Below are 25,919 nucleotides of genomic sequence, written 5' to 3'. Positions count from 1 at the left end.
TGCTCAGCGCTCATCGCTCGTGATACATCCACTCCACCCCACCGACACTATTGTCCCGCTTAATAGAACTCAAGTTTCGCATCAGAGGACACCGGCTAACGCTTCCGGTATTGTCTGCGCCTGCGTCGACACCCCGCCGGCGGCTCTCGGCCGCGTTTGCCGCCACCCCGGCCGCTCGACGACGACAGCCTTCCTCATGTCCGGACGCCAGAAGCCGCTGCCCGTTGTCCAAGAGCTGCCCTGCGGCTCGGGGTCGGCTCCCAGAGCGGCCGCCGTCCGACCCACACCCGACCAGCACGTGAAGGTAGCGATGCGACTCTCAGCTCGGCCACCGAAGCACCACAGGTTCCCCGATCACCCCGCCCCGTCGCCGCTGTCTCAAGCACGTCGACAGGCAGTACAGGTGGACTTGGCTTACCTCGTACCCAACGCCCTGTGCTTCGGCACCGCGGTCACCCTGATCGCGCTCCCTGGCGATCTGCTCGCCGTGCGACTGTTCAGCACCGACATGACCGCGGGCCTGTCGCTGTATCTGCTCCAGGCAGTGGCCCTGCTGGCAACGGCCCGCCGCTTCGACCGTCGCAGTGCCCGGCTGCTGGATCCGCTGCAGCACGCAACCGCCGAGGCGATCGCAACCGCCGTGCCCGTCCACCAGATCGGAGGGTTCAGATGAAGCACAGCAGCACCTTCCTCGCGGCGACGGCCGATGATCCTTACGCCTTGGTCCTCAGCTCCTTCATGCTCTTCATGGTCCTCGCCCTCTTCGGCTCGGTCTTCGCGGGCCTGCGCGGAGACTCTCCGTCCGAGTTCTACATCGGTGACCGGCAGGGTTCGGCATGGAAGAACGGCCTGGCCTTGGCGGGATGCTACGTCTCCACATCTTTGCTGCTCAGCGTGACCGGTGTGGTGGCAACCGTCGGCTTCGACGGCATCACGGCCGCGACCGGCGTGCTTCTGTCGATGGGTGTCCTCCTCCTGCTGGCACGCCCTCTGCAGCTCAGCGGCTCCCTCACACTCGGCGACCTCTTCTCGCTCCGGGCGCCGGGCACCGCGCCCCGGGTGGCCGCGGCGGCCGCCACCCTCGCGGTCACCGCTCCGTACCTCGTGGCTCAGCTCATGGCCGCCGGAAACGTCACCGCGGCACTCCTCGGGTTCTCCGGCATCGGGGTGCAGCAGATGTGCACCGTGCTCATCGGAGGCCTGGTGGTCACCTGCGGCATGCTCAGCGGCGCCAAGGGGCTCACCGTCATACAGGTGATCGCCGCTGCCGTCACGCTCGCGGCCATGATCTTCGCGTCCCTCGCCGTGCTCCGCCTCTTCCACGGAGATGTCGGATCCCTGCTCAGCGCCGCGGACGCGCACAGCACCCGTCCCGGCCGGTACCTGAGTACCGGTGGCCTCCTCAACGTCGGACCGACACCACGTCTGGACATCGCCGCGGGCCAGGTCATGACCGTCCTGGGCGGCGTCTGCATGCCTCACGTCCTCAGCCGCGTCTCAGCGGCCAAGGACACCGCCACAGCACGACGCTCCGTCCGGTACGCGACCGGTGTCGTCGCGCTCGTGTGTGTCACCGTGGTCATTCTGGGCATGGGGGCAGCGGCCCGCGTCGGTGCCGACACCATTCTCTCCGGACACTCCCATGCGGACGACTCGCTGATGCTCGTGGCCGGCAGTCTGGACGACGGGCTGGGAAGTGGCACGAACCGTCTGCTTTTCACCGCGCTGGCCTGTGCGATCTTTCTCAGCGTGCTCGCCGTCGTGGGCGCCGCCACGCTGGCAGCGGCCGCCGCCCTGGCCCGGGACACGTACCGCCATCTCGTTCAGCGAAGGCAGTCCGACCCCACGCATGAACTGATGGTGGCGCGCATAGCCGTCCTGCTCTTCGGCGTCCTCGGCATCCTGCTCGCCGTATTGGCGCAGGGACGCTCCGCCGCTTTCCTGGCTCAGCTCGCCACGGCAGTGGCCGCGTCGACCGTGGCCCCGGTTCTGCTCTACACGTTCTACTGGGACCGCTTCAACCGGACGGGCCTGCTGTGGGCCGTGTACGGCGGCATCATCCTGAGTGGCGGCCTGGCGGTGTTCTCGCCTTCCGCCTCAGGCAGTTCTCAGGCCTTCTTGCCGAACGCCGACTTCGCCTGGTTCGACCACAGCACCCCGGTTCTGGTCTCCGTCCCGGCCGCCTTCCTGCTGGGATGGGCGGGCAGCCTCGTGGGGCACCGTCGAGCCCGCGGACACCAGGCAGAGGACGCATCGGTGACCAGCGCTGTCCTGCTCGTCGGGCGGACGGCCGCCACAGCGGTGGCAGCTGGGCGCACAGCTGGGCGGCGACCCGAGCGAAGTGACTGAGCAGGGGCCTGGATACCTCAGGGTCACCCTCCTCGCCACCCACCTGCGTGCCGGCGCACAGTGGCCGGACCGGCGGCGATCAGCCGGAGACGCCACTGGATCGCCCGTCCGAACGCCCCGCGGGGAGGACGAGGCGGAAGGTACATCCCCTGCCCGGCACGGTGTCGAGTTCGAGGCGGCCACCGTGGCCTTCCGCGACCGCGGCGGCAATGGAGAGGCCCAGGCCACTGCCACCGTGGGTGCGAGAGCGGGAAGGGTCAGCACGGTAGAAGCGCTCGAAGACGTGCTTGGCGTCCTGGGCCGTGAGCCCAGGCCCTTCGTCCGCCACTTCCACCACGCTGACGGGCGCACCGTCCGGCAAGGGCGGTGACGCGCCAACGACCCCCGGGCGGTCGGATCCGCAGGTGTCCACGGCCACCCGGGTCCCGCCCACCCTGACGTGGACCGCAGTGCCAGCCGGGGTGTGGACGCGGGCGTTGGACAGCAGATTGTCGAGGATCTGTCTCAGCCGATGAGGGTCGCCGACGACCTCGACCACATCCAGGTCGCCATTGCCCGCGGGGTCCGACAGGGGGCCCAGATCGACCGGATGGCTCGCCCCGTGCAGGGCGGCGGTCCGCACGGCGTCCGCCGCCAGGGAGAGCAGGTCCACCGGGTTCCTGTCGTACGACGGTTCCCTGTCCAGCTGGGCGAGAAGTTGGAGGTCGTCGACGAGGAGGCCCATCCGCTCCGCGTTCTGGGCGATCAGCTGGTGGGCCTCGTTCTGCTCATGGGCCGACAGACGCTCCCTGCGCAGTGCGAGCTGTGCGTAGCCCTGGATGGCGGTGAGCGGAGTGCGCAGTTCGTGACCGGCGTCGGCGACGAAACGCCGCATGCGGGCCTCCGATGCCTCCCGTTCGCGGAGCGCCGACTGCAGCCTCTCCAGCATGGAGTTCAGCACCCGGCCGAGCCGGCCGATCTCGGTGCGCGCGTCGATGTCGGGGAGTCGCAGATCCAGTTGCCCCGCTCCGATGCGCTCGGCGGTGTGCTCCATACGAGTCAGCGGGAGCAGGCCCAGTCGTACCACCCAGCGGCCCAGCGCGAGCAGGGCGGCGACGGTGACGACCAGCAACACCGCGTTCAGCCAGAGAATGCTGGACGTGGTGGCGTCGACGGTGTCAAGCGGCAGAGCCACGACGGCGTGCATGTCCTCCGGACCGGAACTCAGCAGAACTCTCCAGCGGCCGTCGCCGCTGACGGATTCCACCGTTTCCGGACGGCCGCCGTGCAGACCGAGCCTCGCCACCGAATTCCCGATCCGTGGGCCCGGCTTGCCGTCGGCACCGAGCGACATGGCCATCCGCCGACCGGAGACGTCGTAGAAGTAGACACGGAAGTCCGAGGGCAGGACGCCTGGCCGGTCCCCGGGGTCGTTCTCCTCGAGAGCCTCGAGGTAGGCCGGTCCGGGTGGGTGGAAGTCCGCCAGTTGCTGGTCGACCCGGTCCAACAGCCATGAGCGCAGCACCACGAACCCGATGAGCTGGGAGACGACGACGGCGACCGTCGCCAGCAGTGCCGCACCCAGGATCAGGCGCCGCCGCAGGGACCCGGGGATTCGTGGCAGCAGCCGACTCACGGCTCCGCCGTCCCACCCGGCTGGCGTGGCAACCGCAGGCAGTAGCCGATGCCGCGCACCGTGTGGATGAGTGGCGGCCCGAGGCGGTCGACCTTCTTGCGCACGTACCTCACGTACGTCTCGACGATCCGGGCATCTCCGGCGAAGTCGTAGCTCCACACGTGATCGAGGATCTGGGCCCTGGTCAGGACCCGGCCCGGGTTGGCCAGCAGATAGGCGAGCAGCTTGAACTCGGTCGGCGACAACGGAACGTAGTGCCCGGCGCGGTGCACCTCGTGAGCACTCTCGTCGAGCTCGAGGTCGGCGTAACGCAGCACGGTCTCCGCGATGAGCGGTGCCGAACCCTGGACGACCGTGCGGCGCAGGATGGCCTCGATGCGGAGCAGCACTTCGTCGATGTGGAACGGCTTCGTGACATAGTCGTCGCCGCCGGAGCTCAGCCCCTTGATGCGGTCGTCGACGTCGATGCGGGCGGTGAGGAACAGCACGGGTACGTCGTTCCCGGCCGCCCGCAATCGTTGTGTGACCTCGAAGCCGTCCAGGTCGGGGAGCATCACGTCGAGCAGCACCAGGTGCGGCTCCCGTCGCTGGATCTCGACCAGGGCGGACTGGCCGTTCTCCGCGGCGCTCACCTCGTATCCGGTGAGCCGGAGCGTGGACTCCAACAGGGTGCGGATGCTGGGTTCGTCCTCGACCACGAGGAGCCTGTATCGCGCCCTGTCCGCGGGCTGCTCTGTCATCGTGCTGTGCGGTCCGTTCTGTTGCCGGTCACCGAGCGGCGCAGTCGTAGAGCACCGAGGCGCCGAAGATCGCCGCACTGCCCGTCTTCTGCTGAGACGTCCTGCTGCCTCCGTACGCCGACGCCGAGACCTTGGTGCAGTTCTTGGAGATCCACTCCGAGCGGTCAGTGGCGTTCTCCTGCGACATGCCGGGCCTCGTCATCGCTCCACCGCCGGCGTCGTCCGATCCAACGATGTAGCGCAGCTCACCGTTCCCGGTCCATTGCTTCAGCTGGTCGACCGAGGGCGCGTCGTCGGCGCCCATGAAGCCGCCCATGCCGATCACCGTCTCGTCACTGTTCAGGAGGAACGCGTTGGCGGCGCTGGCGCCGCCTGACACAGCGAGCTTGATCCGGGCCTTCGGTGAGTGCTTCACGGCGTAGTCGAGCATCTTGCGCTGGTCGTCGGTGAGTGCCGAGCCGCCGAATCCGCCGGACATCGCCGCTGATCCACCGGGGAAGGCGGGCAGACCACCGGAGGCCGAGCCTGAGCCACCGGACGCACCGGGCAACCCGCTGGGGAGGCCGCTCGGCAGACCGCCCTGGTCACCACTCGGCAGACCGCCCTGGTCACCACCGGGCATCCCCGACGGCATCGCTGACGGCATTTCGGTGGGCATTCCGGAGGGCATCCCACCCGACGGCTGCCCGCTCTGCTGCCCCGAGCCGGAACCCCCGCCGGGGAAACCCTCCATGTCCGAGGGCATCCCGGAAGGCATTCCCGACGCCCCTTGGTCCCCGGACGAGCCCTGCCCGGGTATGCCGGACATTCCGAAGGCCGACAGCGAACCCCCCGGACCCGCTGTCGGGTTGGCGCCGCCCATGAGACTCGACGAGCCCGAAGAAGCCGACACGTTGGCCGCCCACGCCCCCGGCGCCACGAGCATCGACACCACCGCGGCAGCCGCCCCGGCCAGGAGCAGGTTCCCACCGCGCCGGGACAGAAGGAGTGCGATCGCCGCGCAGCCGATCAGCAGCACGGGCCAGATCAGCCACCCGTTCCAGTCCGGCGTACGGCGGACGAGAACCATCGCCCAGCCAGCCGTCACCGCCACGGCCGCCGCGCCGGCCCAGGGAGCCCACGTCACGCCGGCCCGGTGGACACGGATCAAAGTGGCCAGCATCCCACCGCACAGCGCGGCGATCGCCGGGGCCAACTGGGTGGTGTAGTACGGGTGGAAGATGCCCTTCTGCGTGGAGAACACGGCCACGCACACGATCAGCCAGCTCCCCCACAGCAGCCAACCCGAGGCGGGCAGCACGCCGGACCGGTCCAGTCGTCCGCGGCGGCACAGCACGGTGCACCCCACTGCGAGTGCCAGGGCTACGGCACAGGTCGGCAGCAGCCAGCTGATCTGTCCGCCGACCTGGGTGTTGAACATCCGGCCGAGACCCGCCTCGCCGCCGAATCCCCCACCCATGCCGGCCATGGCCTGCGACGAGCCGTCGCTGGAGCCGAAGACCCGGCCGAGTCCGTTGTAGCCGACCACCAGGTCCCAGGCCGAGCCGTCCGTGCTTCCGCCGATGTAGGGCCGGTCCCCCGGCCAGAGCGCCACCATCGCGACCCACCACAGTGAGGACACTGCCAGCACGGCACCCGCGGTCAGCAGCCTCCACACCCGTGCGGCCCATGTTCCGCCTCCGCCCACGAGCCAGGCGAGGGCGAACGCGGGGACGACCATCCAGGCCGCGAGCATCTTGGCGAGGAACCCGCACCCGATCAGGAACCCGCTCGCGCACAGCCACCAGGTCGCCGCCCGGCCCTCGGTCTGCAGGGCACGGGTGAGCGCGTACGCCGCGGACACCAGCAGCAGGACGAGAAGGGTGTCGGGATTGTTGTCCCGGTTGATGGCCACGGTGATGGGAGTGAGGGTGAGCACCACGGCGGCCGGCAGTGCGGCCTGCTCCCCCGCCCAGCGGCGCACGGTGCGATGCAGCACGAACACCGCGGCCACGCCCTCGATCACCTGCGGAAGGATCAATGCCCACCCGTGCAGCCCGAAGATCTTGCTGTTGATGACCTGGGGCCACAGGGCGGCGGGCGGCTTGTCGATGGTGACGACCCCGGCCGGGTCGTAGGAGCCGAAGAGGAAGTAGGTCCAGCTCTTCCCCATCGACTTCACGGCCGCGGAGTAGTAGCTGTTGCCCCAGCCCAACGAGCCGAGTGCCCAGCCGTACAGCACGGCTGCGACGAGCAGGATCGCGCCGAGAGCGGCCGGCGCCGCCCAGGCGGGCAGGGAGCGAGGAGGAGTTTCCGAGGGACCGTCGGACACCGGCGCGACGGACAGGGTCCGGTGGGACTCGTTCATGGAAGGGAATCAGCTCTCGTCAGAATTCTCGGTGGCGGGGCTTGGGTCAGGCGGTGGTGTTGCGGCGGAAGACAGCGAGCCGCAGCACGGCGAAGCGGACGGCGGTGACCGCGACGGACGCGGCGGCCAGGACGGCGGTCTCGGCGGCCGCGGAGGCCCCGGGGTCGGTGTGCTTGAACCACAGCACCGCTCCGGAGGTGACCAGGTAGCCGAGTACGAACAGGGCGCCCGCGCCCAGATGGGCCCGCGCGGGCCGGGTTTCGGCCTGCCGGAAGGTGAGACGGCGGTTGGCCTCGGTGTTCAGCACCGTCAGGATCAGCAGTGACACCAGGCTGGCGGCAGCGGGCTGCCACCAGCCGCGCAACAGCCAGTACAGCAGCGCCTGCCCGATGGTGGAGACGATGCCGATCGCGATGAAGCAGCCGATCTCCCACGACAGCACGCCCCGCCCGGTGGGCGGCGCCAGGACGGCGTCCGGGTGCTCGGCGGCCGGTGCGGGGCGGCGGGGCAGTTCGACGCGAGCGGCGCCGGACGCCTTCAGCCGCGCCATCCGCCACAGCCCCTTGAGGTCATCGGTGGCCGTGCTCACCACGTCGACCCTCGTGTCGACGTCCTCCACCCAGTCGACCGGCACCTCGTGGACGCGCAGCCCGTTGTGCTCGGCGAGCAGCAGCAGTTCGGTGTCGAAGAACCAGTCGTCGTCCCGGGTCACCTTCAGCAGAGGGCCCAGCACCTCCGTACGGGCGGCCTTGAATCCGCACTGGGCGTCGGTGAAGCGGACGCCGTGGGTGAGCCGGATGATTCCGTTGTAGCAGCGGGAGACGAACTCACGGCGCGGCCCGCGCACGGTACGCGCACCCGGCGCCAGCCGACTGCCGATCGCGATGTCGGAGTGCCCCGTGGCGAGCGGGGCGACGAGCGGCAGCAGCCCGTCGAGGCCGGTGGACAGGTCCACGTCCATGTAGGCCACGATGTCCGCGTCACTGCACCCCCACACGCTGCGCAGGGCGAGACCCCGGCCTTTGCGTTCCAGGTGCACGGCGTCAACGCCAGGCAGTTCCTCCGCGAGGCGGCGGGCGACGGTCAGCGTGCCGTCCGTGCTGGCGTTGTCGGCGACGGTGATGCGCCAGGGGAACGGAAAGCCCTCGGTCAGCCGTGTGTGCAGGGTACGCAGGCAGCCCGGCAGAGCGCGTTCCTCGTTGTAGACGGGCACGACGATCTCCACGCTCGCCGTCCCGGAGCCGGCGTGGGTGGGCCCGCCAAGGCATTGGAAGGCGACGGTCCGGTCGGGGCTGTGCGTGAAAGCCGTGCTGTGGGGGGTGGGTGACATGGCTTCCTCAGGCGAGACGGGACATGCGGGGCGGCTGCGCAGGACTGATCGCGAACAGAGCCCGACTCTCACCCACTCCACTGGGAGACCCGGGAGAGGAATGCGAGAACTGACAGAGAGTCAGGAAACCGTGGCCGGATCACAGCGCTGCGTCAGGCATGCGCAGCCCGGTCGGCGCTGCCTCCACCCCCCTTGCTGCCCTACAGGGTCCGCCGCAGCCCAGGGCCCGGCGCCTGACCGCCAGTGGCTGGAATGTTTTGCCGGTCCTTGCTCTGGGGATGTCGCGGCAGGGCGGCGAACCTCGGCTGGAGGCGGCAGCGGATCCCGGACCACGCCAGTCCTCGTCTCGGCACGAATCCGATACGGCCGCCATTCCGCCTCTCGGCCAACTCCCACGGATCTCCCGGTGAACGCCCAGCAGCAGCTGCCACTGTCGGCTGTCACTCCGGTACCGCCTCGTCCATCCGGACGACGGTGCCCTGCACGACCTCGATGAGTCCCGGCCTGTCAAGCGCCGTTCGGCATGGTCACGAGCCGGTCCCCAGTGGGTGGTTAGTGGGTGGTTCTCGTCGTCGGGATCGGCTGCCTCGCGGCCCGGCGAACGACGCTTCCTCGCCCTCCTGCCCTCAGCCGCCTTCGTCTGACCGCCGGGATCGGTCCAGTGACGATCAACCCCGAGGCGGTCAGTGCTCGCGCGCGGAATCGATTGTCGGCCACCGCTACGGGCCGGGCGGTAGCGGTGGCCGACAATCGGACTGCTGCATGCCGCTACGCGGCCGCCCGGCGGCCGCTGAACGACGTTTTGGGAAAGAATCCGGCCTTGGCATGGCCGGAGATCTCGTCTCCGTCGACCTTCGCGGTGAACGACACTTTCACGGCCACCGGTTTGGTCGCGTCGACCTTCCACGTCGCCTCGTCGCCGTCGACCGTGCCGTCCTGGATCTCGGTGGTCTCGCCCATGGACGACTGTGTGCCGGTCAACGTTTGACCGTCAGACCGCAGTTCCAGCTGAAGCACCTGGGCTCCCATCGGGGTCTTCATGGTGATTTCCCAGCTTCCGTTGACGCTCAATGCCGGCAACCTTTCTCAATATTCACTGGATGACGCGAACGATGGTTCGCATATGAGCACTCGGATTCACAGCTCGCCGTGGCTGGTGTCCGAAGCCGCCTGGTTGAGTCGGCATGCACACTCAGCTCCGATGAAGCGCGGTTTCCCTCGGTGACCCTCCGCGGATGGCGTGCAGGACCTTGGAGTTGGTGGGGCCCGTCCGTGTCGCCGCGGCCCGGACCGTCCCTGGGTCCTCGCACGAGCTGGCGCAGGCCGCAGCGGCCGAAGGGAACTACACCAAGCTCCACGGGGCAGGCCTCGTCGGCGTTCCGGTCAGACCCGCGAGCAGCCCGACGTAGACCCATACTCTATTTCTGCAAAACAGGACTACTGTCTTGCCAAAAAGGACAGTAATGCTCCGGCGGTTCGAGGTCAACAAGCCGCCGGCAGCTCAACCGCCGCCCCTGGGGCCGGGGCGGCCGGCCGCGGGATCCCGGCCGAGGCCGAGCCAGGTTTGTTCACCCGGCATCGGCCGTAGTCGACGACGTCGCCGCTACCTGCCCGCTTGTCCCGCACGAAACGAAGAGTCGGGCATCAAGTCATACCGACCTCTGAAGTGCGTGCCGGACGACATGCCGAACCTTCAGATGGCCCTGCGAGCGAGTCGCCGGGCCGAGTGCGGGCATGCGATGGTCGGCGGGGAGCCGTGGCACCCCGCCGACCAGGGATCACCGATGACTCAGGCGCCGCGCACCGCGGCGTCGAGCTCGGCTGCGTCGGACCAGCTGCCGTGGAAGCCCATGGGGACCCGGTGGTTGAGCTTGATCCGGGCGATGGGCGTGCCGGTGAAGTCCTGGGCTTCCTGGACGATGACCTCGCTGCGGTCGGTGGTCGGGTCCCACCAGACCGACAGCAGCCAGCCGTCGTCCTCGGCCTGGGCGCCGGGGCGGGGCACGAAGACGGGCTCGCCCGGGGAGGTCAGGACACCGTCGAGTGTCTGGATCGACGTCTCGCCCGTGCGGTAGTCGTGCTTGGCCAGGCCGTCGGTGAACCAGTCGCCGGCTCCGCGTGTCGTCGTGTAGTAGCCGTACTGGTGGGACAGCCCGGTTCGCTGGTCGTTGATCCTGGGGAACTCGCCCTGGATATCGGTGACCTCGATGTCCCTGCTCTTCCCCGTGGCGAGGTCGAGTTCCCAGCGCCAGGGGGTGGTGATGATCTCCTTGAACCACCAGTTCCAGTCCCCGCCGGGCGGCGGTGACTCCAGGTCCTTCAGGGTGGGACCGAACTGGCCGACGCGGTGCCCGTCGACGACGATCTTCGTGCCGTCCTGGTAGGCGTTGAGGAAGTGTGACGTGGAGAAGGCGTCGGAGGCTTCTATCGTCGTCACCTCGCCTGTCCTGCGATGCAGGACGACCCAGCGGCATGCGCCTAGCTTCTCCGGCTCCCAGACCGTCGAAGGCTGACCGCTGAAGATGCGCTCGAAGCGGGCCGTCGCCGGGCTGACCAGCCAGATCGCGTAATCGGTGGTGACGGCGTAGTCATGAGTGAGGGCGGGGAACCCCAGGTCGACCGAGTGACGGTCGAGGATGTTCCCGTCGCGGTCGGCTCGGTACCACGTGACCGCGCCGTCCATGTTGCCGAAGGTGAGGAAGTCGCCGTTCGTCGGATCGACCTTGTGGTGCGCGGTCAGGGGACCGACGAGTCCGCCGCGGAAGTTGTACTGCTCGCTGACCGTCTCCAGGGTGTCCGGTCGCAGCTCGCGCGGAGGGTAGCCCTCACAGAAGGCCAGCAGACGGCTGCCGTACAGCTGCACGTGCGTGTTGGCGGGGTTGTTCGGGAACTTGCCGGGCGGCAGGGGGGTGTCCCTGCCGTTCATGAAACCGCCGTAGATCGACCGGCCCAGCTCCATCTCCTCCTTCAGGCCCGCGGTCTGCACGTAGCGGTTGCGGTAGGTCGCCCGGCCGTCGCGCAGGAAGATGCCGTGAACCATGCCGTCGCCGTCGAACCAGTGGTACCTGCTCGGATTCTGCGGGCGGTGGAGCGGGCTGGGGCCGACCCGGAACAGGGCACCGCTCAGCCCGTCGGGGAGCCGGCCCTCGATCTCCAGGTCGAAGGCCTCGCCCTCCTCGCGCCAGGGTGCGTACGGCCCGTTGAGAAACATGTTGCTGGGGTCCCACATGGACGCCTCCTCTTGCCATGTACCTGAGCGTGTCCTGATAGTCAGGAATTTAATCTGCATTCTTAGGACACAATGGGGACGGTATAGCCGCGCCAAGAAGAGGTCAAGTCGGACCGGAGTGCAGTCCGGATGCCAGACACAGTCAACCTGCCTGCAGAAAACGTGTCCCGGGCCGCCTCTCTTGCCACGCGGGCTCCCTTTCCCATACGGTCCCATGTGACAGGACTAGCGTCCTAACTTATGGAGTTCATATGTCTGAAGCCGCTGTCAGCCCTGCTTCCCCACTCACCGGCGGGACCCCGTCACCGCCCAACCCGTTCGCCGGCCTGCGTGACGTCGTGTCCGTCAAGGACAAATTGACGCAGGAGTATCACGACGCGGTCGTCGAGAAGGTCTTCCGTCCGTCATGGTTCCTGATCGGAAACCTCAACGACCTGCCGAAGCCGGGGAGTTACTACGTCCTGGACGTGCCCACCTTCAACATCTCGGTGCTGGTCCAGCGGGGCCGGGACGGGGAGGTGCGAGCGTTCCACAACGTGTGCCGCCACCGCGGCAAGAAGGTGATCCCGACGGACTGCGGATTCGCCGAGGGGACGTCGTCCGCGCACACCTGCTGGCTCCACGGCTGGTCGTACACCGGCGACGGGAAGCTGCGCTCGGTTCCGGACGAGCAGCAGTTCCGCTCCGTCGACAAGTCCCGCCTCGGGCTGGTGCCGATCCGCATCGAGGTCCGGTACGGCCTCATCTACGCCAACTTCAGCGACAACCCCGAGCCGCTCGACGACTGGCTGGGGGAGCTCGCCGAGGGCTTCGACGGCTACTACAGCGAGATGGAGAAGGTCAGCTGCTGGTCCATCGACGTCCGGGCCAACTGGAACATCGCCATGGACGCCTTCTCGGAGGGGTACCACACCGTCTTCCTGCACCGGCGCACCCAGCCGAAGCTGGCCGGCAAGAGCAACCCGATGCGGCACAAGCCCGTGGTCGACATGTACGACCGACACATCCGCTCCAGCAACCCGTCCAACCCCGACTACGTCAGCCCGCCCGTCGAGGGTGCCCTGTACGACCTCGGGTACAAGCAGACACCGGCGGTCGAGACCGACTTCTCCATGCTGCCGCCGGCGGTGAACCGCACCCGCTACCACCCCTGGTTCTTCGACATCGTGTGGCAGTTCCCCAACGTGGCCGTCCTCAACGGCTCGCACTGGTACAGCACCGTCACGGTCTGGCCGATCGACCGCAACCACTCCCGCGTCGTCTTCGACGTCTACGGCCGCAAGGCCCGGCACGCCGGCGACCGCCTGGCCCAGGCGTACAGCCGGGCCCTGCAGTACACGGTGTCCCGGGAGGACCTGGCCGCCATGGAGGACGTGCAGCGCGGCCTCGAGTCGGGTGCCATCAGCGACATCTACCTCTCCCTGCAGGAGTTCGCGCTCCAGCACCGCTACGGACTCATCGACGAACTGATCGGAGCCAAGTGATGGAGCTCTCCGCAGAAGCCGGACTTCCCGAAGGATTCGCCGACCTGGAGCGCTTCCTGGAGCGGTGGCGCCTGCGCGACGCGCAGGAGCGGATGGAGGCGATGGTCGCTGCCGACATCGAGGAGCTGCGTGACCTGTGCGCCACCATGCTCCCCCGTATCGAAGCGGTGGTGAACCATCTCAACGCCTTCCCCCTCGACGACATGCCCCCGCGGGAGCAGGCCCTCTTCGAGCTAGCCCTGACCTTCGCCGAGGTCACTCACCCGGTCGACCTCGGATGGGCAACCCCAGAGGTCAGCGACCTGTATCCGCTGGACGGGATGAACCTGGTCGGGCCCGCGCGCGCCTGGTGATCCGGATGAACCATCGACCTCGTACAGAGATGGATCGCTCCATGACCGACCCCTTCGCCAAGCTGACACAAGTCGGCCCCGGCAGTCCGACCGGAGAGTTCTTCCGCCAGTTCTGGCTGCCGATAGCCCGGTCCTCCGAGTTCGAGGCCGATGGTGCCCCGATCCGCCTGATGGCGCTGGGCGAGCGCCTCGTCGGCTTCCGCGACAGCGACGGCCGGATGGGCATCTTCGACCACCGCTGTCCGCACCGCTGCGCCTCCCTGTTCTTCGGCCGCAACGAGAACGGCGGGCTGCGCTGCTCCTATCACGGCTGGATGTTCGACGTGGAGGGCCGCGTCACCGACATTCCGAGCAGTGCGGGAGGACGTGTGCCCACCCGTGTGCGCGCCAAGGCCTACTCGGTGCGGGAACGCAACGGCCTCGTCTGGATCTACATGGGGTCGCGCGAGACCCCGCCGCCGCTGCCCGTGATCGGCGTGGTCGCCGACGACGAGGAGCTGGAGATCCAGATGTGGCTGCGCGAGTGCAACTGGCTCCAGGGCATGGAGGGGGACATCGACGCGGCCCATCTCGCCTTCCTCCACCACGGCGGCCATGACCCCGAGGACGTCGGCGAGCACTTCGTCCTCAAGTGGGTCACCAGTGGCAGGGCAGTGGAGACCAAGGTCGTCAACACGGCCGGGGGGACCATGGAGGCCCACCGCAGGCCGGAGAGCTTCGCCCCCGACTACTGGCACTACACCCAGCAGCTGCTGCCGTCCTGGACCATCCCCGGCCAGAACCCCTTCGAGGTCGAGGAGCCCGTCGTGCGGTTCTGGCTGCCGATGGACGACACCCACTCCATGATCTTCCAGCTCAGCCGGCCACGGGCGCTGGTGGACGGCAGGTCGGCGTTCCTCTCCACCGTCGGGGAGCTGCCGGGTGTCAAGGTCCGCATGGCGGACCTGCTCCAGCCCGACAACGACCAGGACTGGTACGGCAGATGGCGGCTCACCCCCTCCGAGGAGAACAACTATTTCCTCGACCGGGACGCCCAGGCGAAGGGCAACTACACCGGAGTGCAAGGTATCCAGATCCAGGACAAGATGATCACTGAAAGCATGGGACCAGTCGTGGACCGAACCCACGAGCACCTGTCCGCCTCGGACCTGATGGTCAGCCGGACGCGCCGGCGCCTCCTGAAGGCCGTCGACGCGTACGCAACAGCCGGGGACCTCCCGGCCACCCTGGACGACACCGAGCTCACCCGCGGCCTCATGGCCGGCGGCGGTCACGTCCCCGAGGGCACCGACTGGGTGCAGTACTACCGGGACGTGGCAGAGGCGGCGGGCGCCGATCCGAGGATCCTGGAGAGCGATCTCGTCGAGGCGACCGAGGGGGTAGGGGCATGACCGCGAAACAGTACCCCGTCCTTCCCTTCGCCGCCCGCGAACTGCGCTGGCAACGCACGCGTGACTTCATGCGGGACAAGGACCTCGACTGTCTGCTCGTCTTCGGGCTCAAGGGCCGCGAACGGTACGAGGGTTACCTCGCCAACGAGGTTCTCGACGGCGTCGTCGTCTTCTTCGCCGAACGCGACCCCGTTCACCTCACCTGGACCCACCACCGCTACACCCGCCGCCTGGCCGCGAACATGCGGGATGTGCGCTTCTGGATCGACGATGTACGCGTCGGTCCGTTCGGCCGCGGGGTGGTCCAGGCCCTCACCGAAGAGGGACTGACGTCCAGTCGTATCGGTGTGGTCGGCATGACCGGGAGCTCGGCAGGGGAAATGGAGGGCCTCATCACCCACATGATGTGGGACTACGTCCTCAACAACCTGCCTGAGGCCGAATTCGAGGACATGTCCCTCGACTTCGCCCAGACGATGCTGCCCAAGACGCCACAGGAACTGGAACTGGTCCGCTTCGCCGCACAGGCGGCCGAGGAAGCCTGCCAGACCATGTTGGAGATGATCCGGCCCGGTGTGCGCGAGGCCGAGATCTACGCGGCAGCCGTGGAGGTCCTCCACCGCAACTCGTGCACCACCACTTACCCCCACGTCATCATGAGTGTCGGCGCGGACGACCCGGGTTGGGCGCCGCCCTACTGGACCTACGCCGGCGGCGTCTCCCGGACGGTACAGCCCGGCGACCTGGTCCAGGCCGAGATCATGTCCTGCTACGGCGGGTTCGAGACACAGGTCCAGATGTCCGTCGCGGTCGAGCCGGTACCGAAGGTGCTGCACACGCTCCACGACGTCGCCCGTGACTGCTACGACGCCGGCCTCCGGGCCCTGCGTCCGGGAGCCGCGTTCCTCGACGTCGCCCGGGCCATGAGCGAGCCGCTCCTGAAGGCCGGCCACTACAACATGACCCCCCTGGTGCACAGTCTCACTCCCGCGGCCTTCGCGGGGCACATCGCGCTGAACGCCGAACAGATCCCCGGCCAGGACAGCCGTCGTGTCTTCCGTACCGTCGAGCCGATCTCCGACCTGGAACTCGTCCCCGGCATGGCGTTCGCTTTCGAACCCAACGCCTGTACGGGACAGCACCGCGTCAACATCGGCGGCACCGTCGTCGTGGGCGAGAACGGACCGGACGAGCTCAACACCGTTCCCTGCCGCATGCACGTCGTGTCCTGACGGAACTCCGACCCCGTTCCGTCCGCGGTACTCGCTGATCTCACCGCCACGTTCCCCACCTTCCTGACGGCTCCGGCCGCCCCTCACTCCAGGAGACACCGTGTCCGAGCACAGCCACCCGATGACAGTGGGCGGCAAGGACGTCCACACTGTCGATACCTTCGGGGTGCACAACCCCGCCACCGGCCGGGTGTTCGCCCAGGCGCCCGACTGCTCACCGGCCCAGCTGGACGACGCGGTGCAAGCGGCCGCCGACGCCTTCCCGCTCTGGCGCGACGACATGGACGCTCGCCGCAGCGCGCTGCTGGCCGCGGCCGCACGCATCGAGGAGAGCGCCGAGGAACTCGCCACCTTGCTCACACTGGAGCAGGGCAAGCCTCTGGCCGACGCCCAGTTCGAGGTGATGGTGGCCGCGATGACCCTGCGGGGCACGGCCGCCCTCGACGTGCCCCGGGAGGTGATCCGGGACGACGACCAGGAGCGCATCGAGGTGCTGCACCAGCCCATGGGCGTGGTCGCGGCGATCACTCCGTGGAATGTCCCGCTGATCCAGGCCGCGATGAAACTTGCGCCGGCCCTGCTGGCGGGCAACACGGTGGTACTGAAACCGTCTCCTTTCACGCCGCTGTCCTCGCTCGCACTCGGAGTCGTTCTGCGTGACGTGCTGCCGCCGGGCGTGCTGAACGTCATCAGCGGCCGGGACCCGCTGGGTGCGCAGCTCGCCGAACACCCCCTGGTCCGCAAGGTGACGTTCACGGGTTCGGTCGCCACCGGAAAGCATGTGGCGGCGTCGGCTGCGCCCGACCTCAAGCGCATCACCCTGGAGCTGGGCGGCAACGACGCGGGCATCCTCCTCGACGACGTCGACCTCGGCGCCATGGCCGACAAGTTGTTCTGGGGCGCGTTCGTCAACTGCGGGCAGATCTGCATGGCGCTGAAACGTCTCTACGTACCACGCGCCCGGTACACCGAGGTGGTCGACGCCCTGGCGGACCGGGCACGGTCGGTCGAAGTCGGTGACGGCATGCTCCCCGGCGTCCAGATGGGCCCGCTCGCCACCGCGCCGCAGTTCGCCAGGGTCCAGGAGCTGGTGTCGGACGCGCTGGCCGGCGGTGCCACCGCGGTCGCCGGAGGCCGGCGCCTGGACGGTGACGGCTACTTCTTCGCGCCGACCATCCTGAGGGATCTCGAGGACGGCGTGCGCGTCGTCGACGAGGAACAGTTCGGGCCCGTTCTGCCGGTGATCCCGTACGACGACGTCGAAGAGGCGGTGGCCCGGGCCAACAGTACGCACTTCGGGCTCGACGGCTCGGTGTGGAGCGCGGACCCGGAGCGGGCCGCGGCGGTGGCGGCCCGGCTGGAATGCGGGACCTCCTGGGTCAACACGCACGGCATGCCGGCACCGGGCGTGTCTTTCAGCGGGCACAAGTGGAGTGGCCTCGGCGTGGCGGGCGGACTGGCCGGCCTGCTGTCCTACACCGAGGCCAAGGTGCTGCACGTCGTGCGCGGTTGATGAGCGCAGGCGTCCGCGTACATGCTCGATGAGCAGCCGGCGTCTGTCGATCCCCTCGAAGTGTGGAGCCCTTCCTTTGCGGCCAGCCCCACGGTGGGTCCGGCCCAGTACTCGTTCCCGTAGTCGATCCGGCTCGTGAACCCGCACATGCTCTGTAGGTGACGGGTGGTGTGGACAGCCGCTTGCGAAACCGCCTGACGCCCGGGCGGAACACGCCCCAAGCGGCCGGCCGCCCGTCACCGAAGGACTCTTCCCATGCCCACCACGCCTTCCTCCGCCACTCCTGCACCGGCGCCGTCCCTACGCTCCGTGCCCCGCCGGGCCGCCGCCGCGGGATGGCTGATCGCGGGCACCGTGGCCGCGATCATCGCCGACGCGCTGATCGCCGTGGTCTCCCGGGCGGCCGGAGCCTCCGACGACTTCGAGCCCCTCCAGCCCGGGCCATACGTCACCTTCACCGTCCTGGGCGTCACCATCGGCGCAGTCGGATGGGCGGTGATCCGCCGGTGGTCGGCCCGGCCGCGCGCCCTGCTGTCCTGGCTGGTCCCGGGCGTCGTGGTCATCTCCTTCGACCCCGACCTGCTGATGCTCGTCAGCAACGCTGGTCCCTTCCTTCCGTTTCCCATCTGGAGGCCGGCATGCCGTCCGACACCGTCACACCCCCTGTTGGCCGCAGTCTGGTTCCACTCGGACTGTTTCTCCTGGCCGCACAGAGTTACCAGCTCGTCGCGTTCCCCAACTTCCTCGATTCCCTGCAGACCGAGCCCGGCTGGCACCTGTCACCGAGCGCTGCGGGACTGATCGGGAGCACAGCTTTTCTGGGCGTTCTGGCAGGCGTCCACGCCGCAGTGGCGCTGGCCCGGCGCCTCGGGCTCCGGCAGGCGACGCTCGCCGCACTCCTGTGGCTCACGCTCTGGTCCGGGGCTTGCGCACTCGCAACCGCCCCTTGGCAACTGGGACTTCTCAGCATGCTCGCCGGAATCGGCACAGGCGTCGCGTTTCCACTGACCCTGAGTCTCGTCAAGGACTCCGCCACCAGGATCGGGGCCGCGCGCCGAAACGCCGCCCCCGAAGGCAGGCGCGCCCGCGCGGACGCTGCCACCCGCGCCAGGCGTTCACTCGCCATAGTTCCGCTGGGAATACCCATCGCGGGATTCGTCGCCCAGAACACGGCGGGCGCGCTGCCGGTCGAGAACGCGTGGCGCCTGATCACTGCCATGGGAGCGGGCCTGGGGATCATCGCCGTTGCCCTGTGCCTGTGGCTACTGCCGCGCGGCACCGACGTGCCCGTCCTGGCCCCTGGCCAGAACGGACACCGCGAGCCGGGCCGGCGGGTCATCGTGTGGACGGGCGCCCTCGTGATCGGAGCGAACCTGATCGCCTGGTCAGGCCTCACCGGACTCGCCTCCGTCGACCTGCGCTTCAACGCCGCGCTGAGCGCGGGCGCGGTCGTGGCGATCTTCGTCGTGGCGTGCACGGCGATCCATCGGAACGAGACGTCCACCTCCCGCTCGGAGACCGCCCGGGCCACCATGGCTTTCATCCTGCTCTATCCGCCGGTCACGGTACTGACCGCGGCTGTGGTGCTGAGCCTCCTCGCAGGCCAGCCCCTCTCCTTCGTCATGCCGCTGATCGGTGTGTGGATCGCCGACGGCTACCTTCGGTCGCTGACGCTCTGTGCGGCGCCGCGCGTGCTCGATGGCCGTCCCCACCCCGCCCTTCGGGAGCACGTCGGCACCGTCGCGGACGCCGGGCACATCACCCCGCTGCCACCACCGTTTCACCCGGGCCCGAAATGTGACGGCGAGTTCACCACACCACCCCGCCCGAACCTGCCGTAGTCGATCGAGACGCTCCCCGCCGTGACGCGCGGCCGGGCGTACGCGGACACTCTCGACCTGGCGCTGTTCGAGGCGCCGTTCTGCTTCGGCCGCCAGGAATTCCGGATGCGGGGAACCGCCGTGCCACGCGCACCGGCCAAGCAGTTCTTCGACGCGGGTGCCCCGCAGGCGCACACCCTCCTGGCCCTCTTGGGCGAGGCGGCACCGTCGCCGGTCGGCCCCAGTCACTCGACAGGTGGCTCATCCGGTACAGAGACGAGAACATACCGATCGCCGTACGGTCCTGATCCCCGCGTCGTTCGCCAGGACGTGGGCATGCCCGAACGCAACAGGTGAACGAAAAAGGCCGAGCCCGTCAACCGGCAGTGCCCGCTACGCGAGACGCCGTTGTCCCGCGCGGCAGTCGCATACTGGGCGAGTGACACCTGACGCTACACACAAGGAAGCCGCCGCACAGGACGGTGGCGAAGCCGGAATCAAGATCATCGGGCGGGCTGTCGCGGTACTCCGCGCTCTCGCCGGCGAGCGGGAGGGACTCAGCCTCTCCCAGCTCGCTGAACGCACCGGGCTCCCGCGCTCGACGATTCACCGGCTGGTGTCCGCACTGGAGGTCGAGGGCGTGCTGGTCGCAGCCTCCGCTACGGGTCGCGTCCGCATCGGTCCCGAATTGGTGCGACTGGCCGAGGCCGGCCGACCGGAGATTCGCGCCCTCCTCCGGCCGGCGATGGAGCATCTCGCCCAGACCCTGGAGGAAACGGTCGACCTCGCGGTCCTGGAATCCGGCCGACTGAGGATCACCGATTCGATACAGGGGCAGCACACATTGCGTGCCGTGTCGGTGGTAGGAAGCACCTTGCCGCTGCACTGCACCGCCAACGGCAAAGCCGTCCTCGCGAAGTTGAGCGATGCCGAGATCGCGCGCCTGCTCCCGGCACGACTGACTCGGCTCACCCCCTCCACGATCACGCGACGGGCCGCTCTCGCGGAAGAACTCACGCAGGTTCGGCGGACAGGCACGGCCTTCGATCTGGAGGAGAGCACTCCCGGCGTGTGTGCCATCGCCATCGCCGTCCAGGACACCTACGGCACGCTGGCGGCGCTCTCCGTGCCGATCCCCGCCATTCGCTTTCATGGCCGCGAGCAAGACATCGTCGCCGCCCTCAACACGGCACGGGAGCGGCTCTCGTCGGTGCCGTCCGACACGCTGTCCCCATCCGACACATACGACGCACCCCCTCCCTCATGACCGCGAACAGCGCCTACCGACCCGGCAGTCACCAGCCGGCACAGCGATCCGCGCCTGGGTCCAGAACCAGGGGGACAGCACTACGGCGCAAGTGGAGAGCGTGATGACCTTGCTGCGGACCGTCCTCGGCCCCTGACCCCCACGTGGCCTCATCGGTTCGCCCTGCCTCGCCCCTCCACCACGGCCCCCCTCCATCTTGGAGCACGTGATGGCGGATACACCTTCTTGCTCGGCGCCGGCGTCGGTCTGGCCGTGCAGAACCTGGTCCTGACCGTGCAGGACGCGTTCCCAGCAGGTGGAGAAGAGCGGCAAGACAGCAACCCGCACCTGAGGCCTCTCGTCGGCCACCTGGCTGGTTGGTCCGCCTCGCCTCCTCCAAGCGTCTTCGTGCACGGCTTCGTCGATGTGAGATTACGACCGGGTAATCCGACAGCCGGTCAGTTTCGGCGGAGGCATGACCGAGCAGCGCACCGTCCCACCTCCGCCGCATCGACCGATAGCGCCCAGTGGTGCAGCCAGGTGCAGCGGTAAGCCACTTCACCCGGGGGCCGGTCCCCGGGTGAAGTGGCCTTTCGACGATCAGCGAGTGGCGTGCGGTGGGGTCACTGCCGCCGGTTCGCCGACGGAGCATGCAACCTGGGGAACGGACCTGACCGTCGCCGGCACATCTCCGCGCACATCGGTGACAACCATCAACGCGCCCTCGGCAGGCCCGCGTCGTCCGGCCCGCCGGTCCCGGCAAGCAGCACGTCGTACGCCAGCGGCTCCTCGCCCACCTCCAAGGTGGCCGACCGCGGTTGATGGCCGTCGGCCGCGGCGGTCAGGACGTACGAACCGGAGCCCGGCGTCGGCATCGAGTATCGGCCGTCCGGCCGGGTGGTGGTACGGCCAAGTTGACGTCCGGTCAAGGAGATGAGTTTCATCGTGGCGCCGTCGACGCCCGTGCCCTCCGCGTCGCGCACCTGACCCTCGATGGACGGCCCGCTCGTCGCGGGAACCGGGGCGGGCGCGCTCTCGATGGAGCCGTACGCCGCCTGTGGCTCGGCCTCCGTCGACTTCCGCAGGGCACCGGCGCCCACCAGCGCCGGCTGCCGCTCCGACTGCGGGTCCGTGGACGGGGCCTGCGTGTTCCCGCTCTGGTGCTGGTCCTGTGCCCGGAGCCGCTCGCCCTCGACGTCCACGTTGGGCAGGGCGCGGTCCAGCCACCCGGGGAGCCACCAGGCGCTCTTTCCGAGCAGCGTGAGGACGGCCGGGACGATGGCCATGCGGACGATGAACGCGTCGAAGAAGACCGCGGACGCCAGCCCGACGCCCATCATTTTGATCATGGACTCGCTGGAGCTGATGAAGCCGGCGAAGACGGCCATCATGATGATCGCGGCGGCCGTGACCACGCGGGCGCTGTGCCTGAAGCCGGTCACCACCGCCTTCTTGGGCTCCTCACCGTGGACGTAGGCCTCACGCATCCGGGTCACGAGGAACACCTCGTAGTCCATCGCCAGGCCGAAGATCACGCCGATCATAAAGATCGGCACCAACGACATGATCGGGCCGGATTCCTCGACACCGAGCAGACCCGCCAGCCAGCCCCACTGGAAGACCGCGACCACGGCGCCCAGCGCCGCCAGCACCGACAGCAGGAAACCGAGGGCCGCCTTCAGCGGGACGAGGATCGAGCGGAAGACCACCATCAAGAGCAGGAAGGCGAGGCCGACCACCAGCGCCAGGTAGGGGATCAGCGCGTTGGTCAGCTTTTGCGAGAAGTCGATGTTCATCGCAGTCGTGCCGGTGACCAGCACCCGGGCGTCCGTGTCGGCCTTGATGCCGTCGGCCTTGTCACGGATGGCGTGCACCAGGTCCTCGGTCTGCGTCGAGGACGGCTTGGAGTCCGGGATGACGGTGATCGTCGCCGTGTCGCCGGCCTTGTTGAACAGCGCGGGGGTGACCGTCGCGACGTCCTTCAGGCCCTCGATCTCGTCGGTCACCGTGCCGGCGGCCGCCTTCGGGTCACTGCTCTCCTTCGTGTCGACGACGATCATCAGCGGGCCGTTGAAGCCGGGGCCGAAGCCTTCCGAGAGGAGGTCGTAGGCCTTTCGCTGCGTCGTGGACTCCGGCTTCGTGCTGTCGTCGCCCAGCCCGAGCTGCAGCTGGGTCACCGGGAGGGCCATGACCCCCAGGGCGACCACGCCCAGCACCAGGACGGCGGCGGGACGGCGGACGACGAAGCTTCCCCAGCGGGTGCCCATGTTGGGCTTGCCCTCGGTGTTCTGCCGCGCCTTCCTGCCGACGGACCGCTTGCTCTTCCGGCCTGTCGGCTGGATCTTCCGGCCCACGTAGCCGATCATCGCGGGGATCATCGTGAGGGCGATCAGCACCGCGAGCACGACCGTGCACGCCGCAGCGATACCCATCTTGGTCAGCACCGGGACGTCGACGACCGAGAGCCCGACGAGTGCGATCACGACCGTCAGCCCGGCGAAGACCACTGCCGAGCCCGCCGTACCCGTGGCCCGTCCGACCGCGTCCTCGCGTTCGCGGCCCTCGGCCAGTTCACCCCGGTAGCGGGAGAGGATGAACAGGGCGTAGTCGATACCGACGGCGAGGCCGATCATCATGGCCAGGATGGAGGTGGTGTCGCCGAGGTCGAGCGCGTTGGCGAGGGCCGTGATGCCCGCGACGCCGATACCCACCCCGATGAGGGCGGTCAGCAGTGGCAGTCCGGCCGCGACGAGCGAGCCCAGTGTGACGACGAGGACGACCGCGGCGACGGCGACACCGATGACCTCTCCGATCCCGGTCGCGGGCGACTCGTCGAGCACGTCACCGCCTATCTCGGCGGTCACCCCGGAGTGCCGGGACTCCTCCACCGTCTTCTCCAGGAAGTCCTTGGTGGAGTCCTTCAGTTCCTTGGCCGGGGCGGTGTACTTCACCTGCGCGTAGGCGATCGTCCCGTCCTTGCTCACCGCGTTGTGCTGGGTGAACGGGTCGGTGACGGAATCGACCTCGGGCCCCTTGCCGAGGTCCTTGACGGTCTGCTCGACGAGGGCCTTGTTGTCGGCGTCTGTCATCTTCTCGCCCGCGGGAGCCTTGAAGACGACGTTCGCGTTCCCTCCGTCGGCGCTCGAGCCAGGCGACCGCTGCGCCAGCAGGTCGTAGGCCTTCTGGGACTCGATGCCGGGGATCGAGAAGGACGATGAGCCTGCGGCGGGCGCGTTGAAGGCCGCGACGCAGGCGGCGGCCAGCAGGGCGGCCCAGAACAGGACGATGTAGTGCCGTCGCCGGAAGGCGAATCGGCCGAGTTTGTACAGGAAGGTAGCCACGGGACGTGCTCCGGGTCAGTCGTGGATGGTTCAGGGCAACGAGCAGGCCCGACGACGATGGGGGCCGTCACAGGCCCTGGAGGTAGGGGGGAGGTTGCGCCAAGTACGGCTGGAGAGCGGCTTACTGCCGGGGACTGGAGGAAGGGGAGAGCCGGACGCCGAGGGCGGGGAAAGCACGGCGTCGGCATACTCGGCCGGGAACGCCCGCGTCGGCGGGCGATCGTCGATCAGGTCGATCAGAGTGCGGGCGAAGCAGCCGCCGATGAGCATCTGCGCCACATATTCCAACTCCTGCCTCGGACGTGGACTCGGCGCGGATGCTCCGCGGCGTCGTTCTTCGAAGCTAGGAGCGCACCAGGCCAAAACCCTGGGACCGGAGGGGAATCTTCGGTGCCCGAGTGGTACCGCGGTACCACTCAGCCGACCGCGCCGAGGGGCCCCAGCGAGGACTCGGCTGACTCTCGGCGCATTCCCGTGTCGCCTCTTCGGACGAGGAATCCATGCCCCAGACCTCCAGCGGCCTGGGCATCACAGGCGGCTTCCGGCGCGGTGATGCGTCGTTCGAAGCGGTTGAATTCGGCCTGTTCCGGGTGGGTCGATGAGCAATGCCCGGAACGCCCGCCCGAGGTCAGGACTGTGGTGTACCTCCATGGCCAGGCCGCCATCGGCACGGAGTTCCGTGCCATGACGGAGTCGTCCTCGACGGACAGCTCAGCCGGGGACGTCTCCCCGCAGCGCCCGGTGTCAACGCCCCTGACGCCGGCGGGCTGTTGTGACGCATCGCCTTGACGATCAGCTCGGCCCGGCCGACAACTGTCGGTAGAGCGTCGCCTTGCTGCAGCGGGTGCGTGCGGCCAGGCGTCTGGAAGCGTCCGAGCAGGCAACCAACGACGCCATGTTCATCTGCGTGTCCCGGACGGCCTGTCCCAGGCTGCTGCTCGACCTGTGAGGGCAAAGAGAAGACTCGTCGCACACGATCGAGGCAGCCTGGACGTGTTCCTACCCCCTACGCGTCCCTAGCTGCCCGGCCGGCCCCGCTCCACAGGGCCGGTGATCCAGCACGGCCTGGCGGACCGCCTGTTGCTCGGCCCGACTACCTCGGTCCGTCAAACGGCAGGCAGGCGTCCGCGACCTCCTGGACCACGGTCTGCGCCGCGAGCCGCCGGTCGAGACTGGCCATCAACAGAACTACGGCGCCAAGCATGTCCTGAACATGACCTTTTCTGGCACCTCGATCGCGAGAGACGCGGGGTCGGGACACGCGCCCTCCCAGTCCGCACCCCTCCACAGCATCAGCGCCACACACCGCGCACATCCCCCGGTCGACGGTTGACGTCTAGCTCAGCATCCACCTATTGTCCTGTAAAACAAAACTCTGATCCTGAAAAAGGAGACACGCCATGGCGATTACCGGTCTCGGCCACACCGGTTTCTGGGTTCACGACCTCGACGCGATGCGCGACTTCTACACGCGGGTCCTTGGTCTGACCGTGACCGACGAGGACGAGGAGTTGGGCATCGTCTTCCTCTCCTCCTGCCCTGAGCGGGAGCACCACGAGTTCGTCCTGCAGCGCGGGCGGACCGCTCACGACGGCGCCAAGCTCACGCATCAGGTGTCGTGGCGGGTGGACTCACTGGAGGCGGTCATCGAGTTCCACCACCGGTTCCGCGCCGAGGGCATCGAGGTGCAGCAGGAAGTCACCCACGGCAACGCGATCGGTATCTACTTCTTCGACCCCGAGGGCAACCGCAACGAGGTGTATCTGCGGGTGGAGCGCGACGTGCGGCAGCCGTTCCGCAAGACCCTCAACCTCGACCAGGAGCCCGCCGACGTGATGGCGGACGTGGAACGGCTGCTGACCGAGGGCGGCCGGGCGTACCAGCCGGTCCAGTAGCCCACCGCACCCTCACACGCAGCCGATCGATGGA

17 protein-coding genes and 2 pseudogenes are annotated in these 25,919 nt (G+C 68.6%); 11 read left to right on the top strand and 8 right to left on the bottom strand.

The window, feature by feature from the left end:
- The first annotated feature begins 403 nt into the window (after positions 1–403).
- Both OG440_RS36790 and OG440_RS36785 read left to right on the top strand, forming a co-directional pair.
- Positions 404–673 carry a hypothetical protein gene (locus OG440_RS36790; RefSeq protein ID WP_406011087.1) on the top strand — a complete coding sequence of 90 codons (270 nt, stop codon included), beginning with the start codon at positions 404–406 and terminating at the stop codon, positions 671–673.
- Positions 670–2,349 (top strand): sodium:solute symporter family transporter, encoded by a 1,680-nt coding sequence (locus OG440_RS36785; RefSeq protein WP_406011086.1) that lies wholly within the window; start codon positions 670–672, stop codon positions 2,347–2,349. The genes OG440_RS36790 and OG440_RS36785 overlap by 4 nt, the downstream gene beginning before the upstream one ends.
- Before the next feature lie 79 nt (positions 2,350–2,428).
- Here the strand turns inward: OG440_RS36785 and OG440_RS36780 are convergent, their stop codons facing one another.
- From OG440_RS36780 to OG440_RS36755, 6 genes are all read right to left on the bottom strand, one after another.
- Complete coding sequence (locus OG440_RS36780) at positions 2,429–3,964, bottom strand: sensor histidine kinase (RefSeq protein WP_406011085.1); 1,536 nt, start codon at positions 3,962–3,964, stop codon at positions 2,429–2,431.
- On the bottom strand, positions 3,961–4,704 hold the full coding sequence (locus OG440_RS36775) for a response regulator transcription factor (RefSeq protein ID WP_406011084.1): 744 nt from the start codon (positions 4,702–4,704) through the stop codon (positions 3,961–3,963). The genes OG440_RS36780 and OG440_RS36775 overlap by 4 nt, the downstream gene beginning before the upstream one ends.
- 28 nt (positions 4,705–4,732) lie before the next feature.
- Entirely contained in the window at positions 4,733–7,051 is a 2,319-nt protein-coding gene (locus OG440_RS36770) for an ArnT family glycosyltransferase (protein WP_406011083.1), read from the bottom strand.
- 46 nt (positions 7,052–7,097) lie between these two features.
- On the bottom strand, positions 7,098–8,381 hold the full coding sequence (locus OG440_RS36765; protein WP_406011082.1) for a glycosyltransferase: 1,284 nt from the start codon (positions 8,379–8,381) through the stop codon (positions 7,098–7,100).
- Between the two features lie 768 nt (positions 8,382–9,149).
- Entirely contained in the window at positions 9,150–9,452 is a 303-nt protein-coding gene (locus tag OG440_RS36760; RefSeq protein WP_406011081.1) for a hypothetical protein, read from the bottom strand.
- A 718-nt stretch (positions 9,453–10,170) separates the two neighbouring features.
- A complete protein-coding gene (locus OG440_RS36755) occupies positions 10,171–11,610 on the bottom strand; it encodes a carotenoid oxygenase family protein (protein WP_406011080.1) in 1,440 nt (479 codons plus the stop codon).
- Positions 11,611–11,861: 251 nt separating this feature from the next.
- Between OG440_RS36755 and OG440_RS36750 the strand changes: the two genes are divergently transcribed.
- The 8 genes and pseudogenes from OG440_RS36750 (at position 11,862) to OG440_RS36715 (ending at position 20,670) form a co-directional block, all read left to right on the top strand.
- Positions 11,862–13,094, top strand: a complete 1,233-nt coding sequence (locus OG440_RS36750) for an aromatic ring-hydroxylating dioxygenase subunit alpha (protein ID WP_406011079.1) — start codon at positions 11,862–11,864, stop codon at positions 13,092–13,094.
- Positions 13,094–13,447, top strand: a complete 354-nt coding sequence (locus OG440_RS36745) for a hypothetical protein (protein ID WP_152772607.1) — start codon at positions 13,094–13,096, stop codon at positions 13,445–13,447. Before OG440_RS36750 ends, OG440_RS36745 begins: the two co-directional genes overlap by 1 nt.
- A 41-nt stretch (positions 13,448–13,488) precedes the next feature.
- On the top strand, positions 13,489–14,838 hold the full coding sequence (locus OG440_RS36740) for a Rieske 2Fe-2S domain-containing protein (RefSeq protein WP_406011078.1): 1,350 nt from the start codon (positions 13,489–13,491) through the stop codon (positions 14,836–14,838).
- Positions 14,835–16,070: a M24 family metallopeptidase gene (locus OG440_RS36735; RefSeq protein ID WP_406011077.1), complete on the top strand. Its 1,236-nt coding sequence runs from the start codon at positions 14,835–14,837 to the stop codon at positions 16,068–16,070. The genes OG440_RS36740 and OG440_RS36735 overlap by 4 nt, the downstream gene beginning before the upstream one ends.
- Before the next feature lie 100 nt (positions 16,071–16,170).
- Positions 16,171–17,583, top strand: a complete 1,413-nt coding sequence (locus tag OG440_RS36730; protein WP_406011076.1) for an aldehyde dehydrogenase family protein — start codon at positions 16,171–16,173, stop codon at positions 17,581–17,583.
- Positions 17,584–17,838: 255 nt separating this feature from the next.
- Positions 17,839–18,111: pseudogene (locus OG440_RS36725) on the top strand (hypothetical protein); the annotation flags it as partial.
- A gap of 110 nt (positions 18,112–18,221) precedes the next feature.
- Positions 18,222–19,424: an MFS transporter gene (locus tag OG440_RS36720; RefSeq protein WP_406011075.1), complete on the top strand. Its 1,203-nt coding sequence runs from the start codon at positions 18,222–18,224 to the stop codon at positions 19,422–19,424.
- A 418-nt stretch (positions 19,425–19,842) separates the two neighbouring features.
- Positions 19,843–20,670 (top strand): IclR family transcriptional regulator, encoded by an 828-nt coding sequence (locus tag OG440_RS36715; protein ID WP_406011074.1) that lies wholly within the window; start codon positions 19,843–19,845, stop codon positions 20,668–20,670.
- Between the two features lie 692 nt (positions 20,671–21,362).
- Here the strand turns inward: OG440_RS36715 and OG440_RS36710 are convergent.
- Positions 21,363–23,990 carry an MMPL family transporter gene (locus tag OG440_RS36710; RefSeq protein ID WP_406011073.1) on the bottom strand — a complete coding sequence of 876 codons (2,628 nt, stop codon included), beginning with the start codon at positions 23,988–23,990 and terminating at the stop codon, positions 21,363–21,365.
- A gap of 1,008 nt (positions 23,991–24,998) precedes the next feature.
- Positions 24,999–25,085, bottom strand: a pseudogene (locus OG440_RS36705) (helix-turn-helix domain-containing protein); the annotation flags it as partial.
- Between the two features lie 305 nt (positions 25,086–25,390).
- Here OG440_RS36705 and OG440_RS36700 point away from each other — a divergent pair.
- Positions 25,391–25,885, top strand: a complete 495-nt coding sequence (locus OG440_RS36700; protein ID WP_406011072.1) for a VOC family protein — start codon at positions 25,391–25,393, stop codon at positions 25,883–25,885.
- The last annotated feature ends 34 nt before the right edge of the window (positions 25,886–25,919 follow it).

The organism is Streptomyces sp. NBC_00637 (assembly GCF_045161545.1).
GTDB lineage: Bacteria > Actinomycetota > Actinomycetes > Streptomycetales > Streptomycetaceae > Streptomyces.
This window is presented reverse-complemented; position numbering and strand designations above follow the sequence as displayed.